Here is a 12211-nt window from a genome sequence, read left to right as displayed (position 1 = left end):
GGGGCCGCCACAGGCGCCCGGACGCGGAGGAAAATCATGAAAAAACTGATGGGGATCGCGGCGCTCGCCGCGGCGGCTGCGGTTGCGACGTCCGGCGCGTTCGCGGGCGATCCGGAAACCTGCAAGACCGTGAAATTCTCGGATGTCGGCTGGACGGACATCACCTCGACGACGGCGATCGCGTCGCAAATCCTGACCGCGCTCGGCTACACGCCCAAAGTGACGGTGCTGTCCGTTCCGGTGACCTACACGTCGATGAAGAACAAGGACATCGACGTGTTCCTCGGCAACTGGCAGCCGTCGATGGAAAACGATCGCAAGCCCTATGTCGAGGACAAGTCGGTCGTCGTCGTCGGCGCCAACCTGCCCGAGGGCGCGAAATACACGCTCGCGGTGCCGACCTACACCTTCGACAAGGGGCTCAAGACCTTCGCCGACGTCGCCAAGTTCAAGGACTCGCTGCACGGCAAGATCTACGGCATCGAGCCCGGCAACGACGGCAACCGCCTCGTCCTGGACATGATCAAGGACGGCAAGTTCGGCCTCAAGGATTTCCAGCTGGTCGAATCGAGCGAGCAGGGCATGCTCTCCCAGGTCGAGAACGCCACCCGCCGCCACGAGGACGTGGTGTTCCTCGGCTGGGCGCCGCACCCGATGAACGTCAATTACAAGATCGACTATCTCGCCGGCGGCGACGACGTCTTCGGCCCGAACTTCGGCGGCGCCGTCGTCTACACCAACGAGCGCGCCGGCTGGGCGGAGGAATGCCCGAACGCCGCGAAGCTGATCAAGAATCTCGTGTTCACCGTCGACATCGAGAACGAGGTGATGAACAAGATCTTGACCGACGGCAAGGACGGTCCGGTCGCGGCGAAGGAATGGATCGTGGCCAATCCGAAGCCGCTGACGGCGTGGCTGGACGGCGTGACGACCTTCGACGGCCAGCCCGGACTGCCGGCGGTGAAGAAGCATTTCGGGCTGAACTGACCGGCGCAAGGGGAGGCGTCGGCGCGATCGCGCGCCGACGGCCGCTCGCGACGGCGGCGCGTTCGCGCCGCCGTCGGGCCAGCGGAACGCGGTGGACGAGGCGCCCGCCGGACCGCGGCTTGTCGCGATGAATTTTGCATGACGAAACGCGACCGCATGCCTATTCTGCATTGCGAACCGGGCTGGAAGATTCCGCGCTGAATCTGATCCCGTTCGCGATACGGTCCTGGGGCAGGCGGAACGGGAGCGGCGCCTTGGAACAGTGGTTCACCGAGCCGAGGATTCCGTTGGGGCGGTGGGCCAAGATCGGCATCAACTGGCTTCAGGACCACGCCGCCGGCTTCTTCGACGCCGTCACCGCGATCATCGACTTCCTGGTGGACGGTTTCACCGCCGTTCTGCTGCACATCCCGTTCCTGATCGTCGTCTTCGCGATCGCGGCGCTCGCCTGGTGGCTGCACCGATCCTGGAAGCTTTCGCTGTTCGTCGTCGCAGCCTTCCTGATCATCGCCAATCTCGGCTACTGGGAAGCGACGGTCGAGACCATCTCGCTGGTGGGATTCGCCACCCTCGCCAGCGTCGTCATCGGGGTTCCGCTCGGCATCGCCTCGGCGCACCGGCCGTGGCTCTATTCGGCGATGCGGCCGCTGCTCGACCTGATGCAGACGCTGCCGACCTTCGTCTACCTGATCCCGACGCTGGTGCTGTTCCACCTCGGCTCCGCCCCGGGCCTGATCTCGACGGTGATCTTCGCGATCCCGGCGCCGATCCGGCTGACCCATCTCGGCATCGTCTCCGTGCCGGCGTCGCTGAAGGAGGCCGGCGAAGCCTTCGGCGCGACGAAACGTCAACTGCTGTGGAAGGTCGAACTGCCGCACGCGCTGCCGACGATCATGGCCGGGATCACGCAATGCATCATGCTGAGCCTGTCGATGGTGGTGATCGCGGCGCTGGTCGGCGCAACCGGCCTCGGCACGCCGGTGGTGCGGGCGCTCGGAACCGTCAACATCCCGATGGGCATCGAGGCCGGCATGTCGATCGTGCTGCTCGCCATCGTTCTCGATCGCGTGTTCCGCAGCCCCGAACGAAAGCGCGCCTGATGTCCGCCGTCATCTTCGACCACGTCGACATCCTTTTCGGCGATCGGCAGGCGGAGGCCATCGCGCTGATCGACAAGGGCGCCACGCGCGACGAGATCCTGAAGGCGACCAACGTGGTGCTCGGCGCGGCCGGCGTCGACCTCGCGGTCGAGCCGGGAGAGATCTGCGTCCTCATGGGCCTGTCCGGCTCGGGCAAGTCGACGATTCTGCGCGCCGTCAACGGACTGAACAAGGTCGCCCGCGGCCGCGTGCTGGTGAAGCACGAGGGCGGCGCGATCGACGTCGCGCATTGTTCGGCGGGCGAGCTTCGGGCGCTGCGCACCGGGCGCGTTGCGATGGTGTTCCAGCAATTCGCCCTGCTGCCGTGGCGCACGGTGGCGGAAAACATCGCCTTCGGCCTCGAATTGCGCCGCACGCCGAAACCGCAGATCGACAAGGTCGTGGCGGAGAAGCTCGCCATGGTGGGGCTCACGCAATGGGCGGGCAAGTACGCCCACGAACTCTCGGGGGGCATGCAGCAGCGCGTCGGGCTGGCGCGCGCCTTCGCCACCGACGCCGACATCCTGCTGATGGACGAGCCCTTTTCCGCGCTCGATCCGCTGATCCGGGACAAGTTGCAGGACGAACTGCTCGCGCTGCAGTCGGAGTTGAGGAAGACGATCATCTTCGTCAGCCACGACCTCGACGAAGCGCTGAAGATCGGCAACAAGATCGCCATCCTCGAGGGCGGACGCATCGTCCAGTGCGGCCGGGCGGAGGACATCCTGCTGCGGCCGGCGAACGCCTACGTCGCCGAGTTCGTCAAGCACATGAACCCGCTCAACGTGCTCCGCGGCGGCGCCCTGATGACGCCGGCCGCCGCGCTCGTGCGCGCCGACGACGAGATGCTGCTCGACCGCGGCGGGCGCATCCGCCTCAGGCTCGACGGCGACGGCCGGCCGTCCGGCGTGACCCTCGACGGACGCGCCGGCGCGATGGCGGTGGCCGATCGCGCCACCGGCCAGATCGCGGCGACCAATCCGGACGACGTCGACATCGTGGTGGCGCCCATCGACCTGAGAATGCGGTCGGCGATCGCGCTCAGGAGCTTTTCCGGCAACCCGATCGTGCTGGTCGACGATCTCGGACGGATGGCGGGGCTGTGCGGCGACGACGAAATCTACCGCGCCCTGTTGCAGCAGCGGCGGCCGTCGGTGTGAGCGAGGTCGAAGAGAGCGGCGCCGGGCCTGCGGGTGGCGTCGAGGCGAGGAGCGCTGTACACGCGTGAAGCCGATCCACGTCGGACGCGAAGACGGCGGTTCGCAGGCGGTCCGGAACGCCGAGCATGACGCGGGACTATGACTTCATCATCGTAGGAGCGGGTTCCGCCGGGAACGTGCTGGCCGCGCGCCTGACCGAGGACGCCGACGCGCGCGTCCTGCTGCTCGAGGCCGGCGGGCCCGACTATCGTTTCGACTTCCGCACCCAGATGCCGGCGGCGCTGGCCTGGCCGCTGCGGGGACGGCGCTACAACTGGGCCTACCTCACCGATCCCGAGCCGCACATGAACGATCGCCGCATGGAGTGCGGACGAGGCAAGGGCCTCGGAGGGTCCTCGCTGATCAACGGCATGTGCTACATCCGGGGCAACGCGCTCGACTACGACGGCTGGGCGCAGCTGCCGGGGCTTTCGGACTGGAACTACGCCAGCTGCCTGCCCTATTTCCGCAAGGCCGAGCGGCGCGACGTCGGGCCCGACCCCTACCACGGCGGCGACGGGCCGGTTCGCGTCACGACGGCAAAGCCCGGCCGCAACGTCCTGTACGAGGCGCTGGTCGAAGCGGGCGTGGAGGCCGGCTATCCGCGCACCTCCGACCTCAACGGCTACCAGCAGGAGGGTTTCGGCCCGATGGACCGGACCGTGACTCCGCGCGGGCGGCGATCCAGCACCGCGCGCGGCTACCTCGACCAGGCCCGAGACCGGCCGAACCTGACCATCGCCACCCATGCCCTGACCGACCGCATCCTGTTCGAGGGCGGGCGCGCTGCTGGCGTCGCCTACCACGCGCGCGGCGGCCGCGAGGCCGTGATCGTCCGCGCGACGCGCGAGGTGCTGGTCTCGTCCGGCGCCATCGCCTCGCCCCAGCTCCTCCAGCGCTCGGGCGTCGGTCCGGCCGACGCGCTCGCCGGGCTCGGCGTTCCCGTGGTCCTCGACCTGCCCGGGGTGGGAGAAAACCTGCAGGATCATCTCGAGATCTACATGCAGTGCGAGTGCCGCGAGCCGGTGTCGCTGGCTTACGCGCTCGCGCCGTGGCGCCAGGCCTGGATCGGCGCGCAGTGGCTGTTCACCGGGACGGGGGTCGGCGCGAGCAACCAGTTCGAGGCGGGCGGCTTCATCCGCTCGAGCCCGGACTTCGCCTGGCCGAACCTGCAATATCACTTCCTGCCGCTGGCGATCAGCTACAACGGCGCGCGGGCGGTGAAGGCGCACGGCTTCCAGGCCCATGTCGGCTCGATGCGCTCGCCGAGCCGCGGCCGGGTCCGGCTGACGTCGCGGGATCCGCGCGTCCACCCGAGCATCCTGTTCAACTACATGGCGACCGACCAGGACTGGCGGGAGTTTCGCGACGCCATCCGCATCACCCGGGAGATTTTCGCCCAGCCGGCGCTCGACCGCTATCGCGGCCGGGAGATCAGTCCGGGCGCAGCGGCGCGGACCGACCGGGACCTCGACGCCTTCGTGCGCGCCCATGCCGAAACCGCCTTCCATCCGGCCGGCTCCTGCGCGATGGGCGAGGACGCGATGGCCGTGGTGGACGGCCAGGGACGCGTGCGCGGGCTCGAAGGCCTGCGGGTGGTCGACGCCTCGATCATGCCTCGGGTCGTGACCGGCAACCTCAACGCGCCGACCATCATGATGGCGGAGAAGATCGCCGACCGGATTCGCGGCCGCGCGCCGTTGCCGCGCAGCGATGCGCCCGCCTACGTCGCCGCGGGCGAACCGCCGCGCCGGAAGCCGAGGCGCGACCCGGAGGCCGCGATGGCGAGCGGCGGCTGGCTACCCGAGGGGCGCGAGGCCCGATGAGCGTTCCCTGAGCGGCGCCCGGTTTCGTCGCCGCGACCGCTTACTGGGCCGCCTGCACGAGCGGGAAGCAGATTTCGACCAGGGTGCCGTGGTCGCGCCGGCTCTTGATCGAGAACTCGGCCTTGTTGGCCTCGACCAGCGCCTTGGTCAGCGGCAGGCCCAGGCCGACGCCGCCCTTGCGCGCCCCGCGGCCCACCTGGCCGAACGGCTCGAGCGCCACGCCGACCTCGCTCTCGTTCATGCCGACGCCGGTGTCGCGCACACGGATGACCGCCTGTCCTGCCGCGTCGAGGGCGGTCGAGACGATCACTTGACCGCCCGGCTCGTTGTACTTCACCGCGTTGGACATGAGGTTCAGCATGATCTGCCGCAGCGACCGCTCGTCGACGATCACCCGGGGCAGCCGGTCGAACAGCGACAGGCGCATGATGATTCGCTCGCGCGAGGCTTGCGGCTGCATCAACGACACACATTCCCGGATCAGGCTGTTGGCGTCCACGGGCGCGAACGCCAGCTCGAGCTTGCCCGACTCGATCTTGCTCAGATCGAGCAGGTCGTCGGCCAGGCTCATGATGTGCCGGCCCGAGGCGTGGATGTCCTTGAGATAGTCGCGATAGCGGTCGTTGCCGATCGGTCCGAAGCGCTCCTCCATCATCACCTCGGCAAAGCCCAGGATGGCGTGCAGCGGCGTGCGGATCTCGTGGCTGACGTGCGCGAGGAAATCGGTCTTGGCGGCGCTCGCGGCGAGCGCCGCGTCTCGCGCGGCCGCGAGCCGGCGCTCGGCGTCGCGCTCGGGTCGCATGTTGCGGAAGAGCGCGCAATAATACGGCGCTTCCGACGGCCCGACCCGGGCGAGCGTCAGCCCGAGGGCGAGCGACGCGCCGTCGCGGTCGCGGCCGACGACGGCGAGCCGCGGCTCGCCGGAGGCGTCCTCGTCGAGCCGGCTCAGGCTTTCGAGCCTCGCGGTGGCTGCGGGATGGCTCTGCGGCGCGAGCAGCATCAGCACGCTTTCTCCGGCCACCTCGTGCTCGCTGAAGCCGAACAGCTTCTGCGCCGAGGCGTTGAACGACTGGATTCGGCCCGCCGAATCGAGAACCACCGCGCCGTCGGTCGCGAGCGCCAGCATCTCGGCGAGGTCGTTGGCGACGGCCTCCGGTTCGCCGCCCGCTCGGGCGGCCGCGCGCCCGGCGCCCGCCGCCGGCCGCAGCATGATCAACGTCGCCGGCGCGCCGTCCCAGACGATCGCCTGCGCGCGCCCCTCGACGGCGAGAGCTTCGCCATTCGCGGTGAAGATCGAGAACAGGCCGTCGTCGGCGTCCGGCAGCGCAGGCCGGACGCCGCCCTGAAACATCGCGGACAAGCCGGCCGCCGCCTCGAAGCGCTCCACGTCCGGATATCCGAGCAGCCCCAGCAGCGTCAGATTGACGTAGAGCGGCTGGGCGTCGCGCGCCACGAGGACGCCGAGGGGAAGGCGGTCGAGCAGGGCCAGCGTGTTGCGCAGCACCGGCGCCGTGTCGAAGTCCGCCGGACGAGGCCGCTCGGCCGCGGCGTCGGGGGCCGGGACCGCCGGTCCCGCCGATTCGATTGGAAGCGGCGCCGCCTCCCGCGACGGCGCGGCGGGAAGAGGCGGCGCGTCGTGACGAGAGACCGGAGCGCGGCCGACGAGGGCGCGGGCGATTTCGCGAAACGCCTCGCGCTCCGCCTTGCTGAGCTCGACGCCGCCGTCGCCGTCGTCGCCGGGGTCGTGAGGCCGGGACGCGTCGAACGCGCCGGGCCGGATCGGGACGATCTTGGACGGCGCGGGCGGCGCCGCGGAACCGTGCCGCAGCACGTAGATCTCGGCCGTCCGCTCGAGGGGGACGGCGGCCTCCGGCGGCGCGGCCGGTTCGGGCGGTTGCGACGGCGGCGCTTCGGCGTCGTCCGCCGGACGATCCACGGCGAACGCCGCCGCCGTCTCCTCGTCGAGCGGCCGGGCGGGCGCGTCGAGCGGCTCCGCCTGCGCGGAGTCCGGTTGGGCGTCCTCGGTCGCCGTCGCCGTCGGTCTCGCAGCCTCGACCGGCGCGCCGATCGCGCCGAAGCCCTTGAAGGCGGCAAATCCACGCGCGGAGTCGAACAGCGGCGCGGCGGAGAACGTGAGCGGCACGGCATGCGCCCCGTCGCCTCCGTCCCACAGGACGGTCACACCGGCGAAGGTCTCGCGCTTGCCGATGGCGGCGACCAGCGCCGCGCCGTCGGCGACCGCGGCGCGCAGGCACGCCGCCTCGACGCGCTCGCCGCCTTGCGGCGCCGCGGCGCCGAGCGTCGCGACGAGCGCGGGGTCGGGCGCGCCGAAGCGCCCGTCCGCGTCGACGGTCCAGAGAAAGCGCGAAGGGCGACGCGCCGCCGCCGGCGCGACGGGCGGCGCGCGCTCGGGCTCGTCCGACGCGGGCGTCGGCGCCGTCGGCGCAGCGCCGTCCTCGGTCGCGAGCATGAGATAGCTCTGTCCATCGGAGGTTGCGACGCGAACGCACCGGACGTTGAGGCTTGTCGCGCGCGATCCTTCGAACCAGCGAATGCGTTCGAGTCTCGGCGCCTGGTCCGCCGGCAACGTCGCCGCCAGATGCCGCAGCCGTCTGGCGCCCGGCCCGTTTCCCGCGAGAAAGCGTCCCTGGAACGCCGCGATATCCGCGGCTCCGAGACGGGTTCGCCCCGGCGCCGTGATCGCGACGCACCGGCCCTGCGGGTCGATGAACGCGAGCGGCGTCCCGGCAGCCGACCGTGCGGCCGCAGCCAACAGCGCCTCGCTCGCCTCCGGCGTCGCGGCGCTCTCTGCGGGTCCTTTCGACGGCGGAAGATTCAAGATCGGCTCGCTCTGGGACGCTCGGCCGGGCGATGTCAACCACGCCTACGCCCGCCACCGTTAGCAATTCTTTAACGCTGTTCCAAAGACTTCGCCACGCTTCTCCACGGCTGGAATTCGCGCAAGGTTAAGACTCGTGGTGCAACGCAAAATTATGTTGCACTGCAACACGGCATGCGCTAAGGGAACCTGGACGATGGGCCGAGGCCACTCGCCGAATATCCTGGAAGGCATGACCGCAATGAGCACTTCCCCTTTCGAAATTCCGAACGATCTGCGTGACTTCGCCGAGCGCAGCGTCGAGCAGACGCGCAAGGCGTTCGAGGGCTTCTTCGCCGTCGCCCAACGGAGCGCGGGCGCGATGGGCGACGCCGCCGGAGCGGCCGGCCAGGGCGGGGTGAAGACCTTCGCCGCGCACGTCCTGAGCTACACCGAGCAGAACGTCAACGCCGCCTTCGACCTCGCCAACAAGCTCGTCAAGGCGAAAGACCCGCAGGAAGCGCTCGCGCTCCAAAGCGACTATCTGAAGACCCAGATCGCCGCGCTGCAGACGCAGGCCAAGGAAATCACCGCGGCTCTCCAGAAGAGCATCACGCCGAGCGCGCACTGACCGGCGCGCGCGTCGTCAATCCCGTCAACGCGAAGCACGAGCAGACTGACATGGCATCCTCACCGAAGAAAGGCGCGGCCGAGAAGGCCGCCGTAGCCGAGCAGGTCGAGACCGTACCCGACCTCCCGAATGAATTCCCGAGCGCCAGCGAGGCCGTCGAGGCGATCGTCGAGCCGGCCCTGGAGATGCAGGAGTCGGTCCGCAGCGCGCTCCAGAAGGGCGTGGTCGAGTCCCGCGCGGCTTTCGTGAAGGCGAAGGTTTCCGCCGATGACGCGGTCAATGCGCTGGAGTCGGTCCTCGCGGCCGCGAAGGACGGCGTGGTCGCGTTCAACGCCAAGGCGTTCGCCGCCGCGCAGGCCAATGCGGAAGCCAACTTCGACTTCGTCAAGGCGTCGCTCGCCGCCAAGTCCGTGGCCGACCTCGTCAGCCTGCAGAGTGAGTTCGCTCGCAAGCAGACCGATGCGGTGGTCGTCCAGTTCAAGGACCTCGCCGAAACCGCGAAGAAGGCCGTCGTCGAGACGTTCGAGCCGATCAAGAGCCAGCTGACGAAGTCGTTCAAGATCGCGGTCTGATCCGCGATCGCCGCGGCCTCGAACCGGTCGCGTCATCCAACGCACGGCGCCGAGACGACTTCGACCGCCGCCCGCAGGGCCAGGACGGCGTCGGGGGTCGCGAGGCGGCGGCGACTTGCGCCGGCCGGAGTCTGCTCCGGGGTCGCCGGCAGGTGGATGAAGACCGCCGGGATCGGCTGGGACGCTTCGGCAAGACGCCGAAGCGCGTAGTAGTACAGGTGGTTGCAGACATAGTCGCCGGCGTCGGTCGATACCCGCGCCGGGATTCCGGCTTGGCGGATGGCCCAGGCGATCCTCAACGCCGATGTCGTGCTCTCGATCGCGTCGGGGCCGTCGGCCGCCCTCGGGCCGAGCGACCCGCGATTGTCCGGGGCGCTCGCATGCGCGGCGTTGCGGGCGAAGCGTTCGACGCACACGGTTGCTCGCCGCGCGGCCTGGCCGGTCATCAGGACGGCGCAGGGCCTCAGGCTCTCGACAGACGCGAAGAACTCGGCGACGCTGACGTCGTAGGCGCAGGGCAGCATCCGCGCCGCGACCACGACCTCGCCGCAGCGCCAACCGTCGAGCTGCCTGGCCGCCTCCCACGAGGCGTTGACCGTCTCGCCCCCGAAGGGCTCGAAGGCCGTCACCAGAACCGCGCCCGGCCCCGCCATCCGCCGCTAAGCGAACAGCGACCCGCGGTCGCCGAGCCTGCGCAGATGCAGGTCGGCGTCGCCGAACGCCCCGTCGATCATCGTCAGGCGCTTGAACAGGTGGCCGACTTTGTATTCGTAGGTCATCGCGATGCCGCCGTGCATCTGGACGGCCTGTTGCCCGATGAATTTCGCCGACCGGCCGATCTGAACCTTGGCCGCCGAGATCGCCTTCGCGCGCTCGTCCGCGTCGTCGTCGGCAGCGCTCATGGTGGCGAAGTACATCATGCTGCGCGCCTGCTCCAGCGCCACGACCATGTCGGAGGCGCGATGCTGCAGCGCCTGGAATGAGCCGATCGTGACCCCGAACTGCTTGCGGGTCTTCAGATACTCCACGGTCATCGCCAGCGCCTCGCTCATCGCGCCGACCGCCTCGGCCGCCAGCGCCGCGATCGTCTCGTCGACCGCGCGCTCGATCGCCGGCAATCCGTCCTCAGGCGACCCGAGCACGTTGTCCGGCGCGACCCGGACGTTGGCGAAGGCGATCTCCGCCGCGCGCCGTCCATCCTGGGTCGGATAGCCGCGGCGCGACACGCCGGGCGCCTCGGCGTCGACCAGGAAGAGCCCGATCCCGTCGCGGTCGCGCCTTCCGCCCGCGACGCGCGCGGAGACGATCAGCGCGTCGGCGCTGTCGCCGTTGACGACGAGGCCTTTCTCGCCGTCGAGCACGAAGGCGGCGCCGTCCCGCTTCGCGGTCAGCCCGACATCGTTCAGGTCGAACCCGGACTGCCGTTCGGCGTGGGCGAAGCTCAGGCGCAGGTCGCCGGCCGCGATCCGACCAATCAGGTCGGCGCGCTGCTCCGGCGCCGCCGCATGCCGGACGAGCGCGCCGCCCAGCACGACGGTTTCGAGGTAAGGCTCGAGCGCCAGCGCCTTGCCGAACTCTTCCATCGCGATCATGGTTTCGACCGGGCCGCCGCCGAAGCCGCCGTCCTCTTCCGCGAACGGCGCGCCGAGCAGGCCGAGGTCGGCGTAGGCGCGCCACAGGTCGTCGCTGAAGCCGTTCGCGGCCGCGAGATAGGCTTTTCGCTGTTCGAAGCCGTATTTTTTCTTCATCAGGCGCGCGACATTGTCGCGCAGCATCTGCTGCTCGCTGCTGAGGTCGAAGTCCATGGTCTAAAGTCCCAGAATGGCCTTGGCGATGATGCCGCGCTGAATCTCGTTCGAGCCGCCGTAGATCGTCACCTTGCGCGTGTTGAAATAATTCGCCGCGGCCGGGCCGGCCCAGTCGGGACCGGCCGGCGGCTCGTTGGTCAGCGCTTCCGGATCCTCGTAGGGCAGGACGTAGGGGCCGACGACCTCCATCAGAAGTTCGGTCGTCGCCTGCTGGATCTCCGAACCCTTGATCTTCAGGACCGACGAGGCGGGATCGGGCTTGCCGTCGCGCCGCTGGTTCGAGATGACGCGCATCTGGGTCATCTCCAGCGCCTTCAGGTCGACCTCGACCGCGGCGAGCCGGGCGCGGAAGAACGGATCGTCGATCTTCGGGCCGGAGCCGTAAACCGGGATGGCGGCGAGCTGCCGGATCCGGTCGAGCCGGCCCTTGGAGATGCCGACGCGCGCGATGCCGTTGCGTTCGTTGGCGAGCAGGAACTTGGCGTAGTCCCAGCCCTTGTTCTCCTCGCCGACGATGGCGTCGAGCGGGATCCGCACGTCGTCGAAGAACACCTCGTTGACCTCGTGGCCGCCGTCGATCGTCTGGATCGGTCGCACGGTCACGCCCGGGCTCTTCATGTCGAGAAGGAAGAACGAGATGCCCTCCTGCTTCTTGGCCTGCGGATTGGTGCGCGCGAGCACGAAGATGAAGTCCGCGTACTGCGCCATCGTCGTCCAGGTCTTCTGGCCGGAAATGACCCAGGACTCGCCGTCGCGGCGCGCCGCAGTGCGCAGGCTCGCCAGGTCCGATCCCGCTCCGGGCTCGGAAAAGCCCTGGCACCACCAGTCGCTGAGATCGACGATGCCCGGCAGGAAGCGTTTCTTCTGCGCCTCGGAACCGAAGGTGTAGATGACGGGGCCGACCATGCTGACGCCGAAAGCGATCGCCTCGGGGGCGTAGCCGCGCTGCACCTCGTCGAGGAAGATCGACTGTTTGACCGGGCTCCAGCCGGTCCCGCCCCACTCGACGGGCCAGTGGGGAACCGACCAGCCCTTGGCCGCGAGGATGCGGGTCCAGCGGACGTAGTCGTCCTTGGCGAGCCGGCGGCCGGCGACGCTTTTCTCCCGAATCGAGGCCGGCAGGTTGTCGCGGACGAATGCGCGCACCTCGCCGCGGAAGGCGAGCTCGTCCTCCGTCAGTCTCAGGTCCATCTCGGGGTCGCCTCCATGGTCGCTTTGGCGAAGGCGTTGG

The 12211-nt window shown here is 69.4% G+C and carries 10 protein-coding genes; 6 read left to right on the top strand and 4 right to left on the bottom strand.

Features of this window, described 5'->3' with window-relative positions; genetic code table 11:
- Positions 1-36 precede the first annotated feature (36 nt).
- The 4 genes from DFR50_RS05915 (at position 37) to betA (ending at position 5151) form a co-directional block, all read left to right on the top strand.
- Positions 37-987, top strand: coding sequence for a choline ABC transporter substrate-binding protein (locus DFR50_RS05915; protein ID WP_113888269.1), 951 nt, complete (start codon positions 37-39; stop codon positions 985-987).
- Between the two features lie 254 nt (positions 988-1241).
- Complete coding sequence (gene choW / locus DFR50_RS05910; RefSeq protein ID WP_113888368.1) at positions 1242-2087, top strand: choline ABC transporter permease subunit; 846 nt, start codon at positions 1242-1244, stop codon at positions 2085-2087.
- On the top strand, positions 2087-3286 hold the full coding sequence (gene choV / locus DFR50_RS05905; RefSeq protein ID WP_113888268.1) for a choline ABC transporter ATP-binding protein: 1200 nt from the start codon (positions 2087-2089) through the stop codon (positions 3284-3286). Before choW ends, choV begins: the two co-directional genes overlap by 1 nt.
- A 125-nt stretch (positions 3287-3411) precedes the next feature.
- Positions 3412-5151 carry a choline dehydrogenase gene (gene betA, locus DFR50_RS05900; RefSeq protein WP_113888267.1) on the top strand — a complete coding sequence of 580 codons (1740 nt, stop codon included), beginning with the start codon at positions 3412-3414 and terminating at the stop codon, positions 5149-5151.
- A 40-nt stretch (positions 5152-5191) separates the two neighbouring features.
- Here the strand turns inward: betA and DFR50_RS05895 are convergent, their stop codons facing one another.
- Positions 5192-7990: an ATP-binding protein gene (locus tag DFR50_RS05895; protein ID WP_113888266.1), complete on the bottom strand. Its 2799-nt coding sequence runs from the start codon at positions 7988-7990 to the stop codon at positions 5192-5194.
- Positions 7991-8231: 241 nt separating this feature from the next.
- Between DFR50_RS05895 and DFR50_RS05890 the strand changes: the two genes are divergently transcribed.
- Both DFR50_RS05890 and DFR50_RS05885 read left to right on the top strand, forming a co-directional pair.
- Positions 8232-8600, top strand: a complete 369-nt coding sequence (locus tag DFR50_RS05890; RefSeq protein WP_113888265.1) for a phasin family protein — start codon at positions 8232-8234, stop codon at positions 8598-8600.
- Between the two features lie 50 nt (positions 8601-8650).
- Positions 8651-9172 carry a phasin family protein gene (locus tag DFR50_RS05885; RefSeq protein WP_113888264.1) on the top strand — a complete coding sequence of 174 codons (522 nt, stop codon included), beginning with the start codon at positions 8651-8653 and terminating at the stop codon, positions 9170-9172.
- Positions 9173-9204: 32 nt separating this feature from the next.
- Here DFR50_RS05885 and DFR50_RS05880 read toward each other — a convergent pair whose 3' ends face one another.
- The 3 genes from DFR50_RS05880 to DFR50_RS05870 are packed head-to-tail and all read right to left on the bottom strand — an operon-like array spanning position 9205 to position 12171.
- The gene (locus tag DFR50_RS05880; RefSeq protein ID WP_170153067.1) at positions 9205-9801 is read right to left on the bottom strand and encodes a pyroglutamyl-peptidase I; all 597 of its coding nucleotides are present in this window, start codon (positions 9799-9801) and stop codon (positions 9205-9207) included.
- Between the two features lie 30 nt (positions 9802-9831).
- On the bottom strand, positions 9832-10977 hold the full coding sequence (locus DFR50_RS05875; protein WP_113888262.1) for an acyl-CoA dehydrogenase family protein: 1146 nt from the start codon (positions 10975-10977) through the stop codon (positions 9832-9834).
- Between the two features lie 3 nt (positions 10978-10980).
- Positions 10981-12171 (bottom strand): acyl-CoA dehydrogenase family protein, encoded by a 1191-nt coding sequence (locus DFR50_RS05870; protein WP_113888261.1) that lies wholly within the window; start codon positions 12169-12171, stop codon positions 10981-10983.
- Positions 12172-12211: the final 40 nt, after the last annotated feature.

Source organism: Roseiarcus fermentans, assembly GCF_003315135.1.
Lineage (GTDB): Bacteria > Pseudomonadota > Alphaproteobacteria > Rhizobiales > Beijerinckiaceae > Roseiarcus > Roseiarcus fermentans.
The sequence above is the reverse complement of the archived record's forward strand: the minus strand, read 5'-3'. Positions and strand labels throughout refer to the sequence as shown.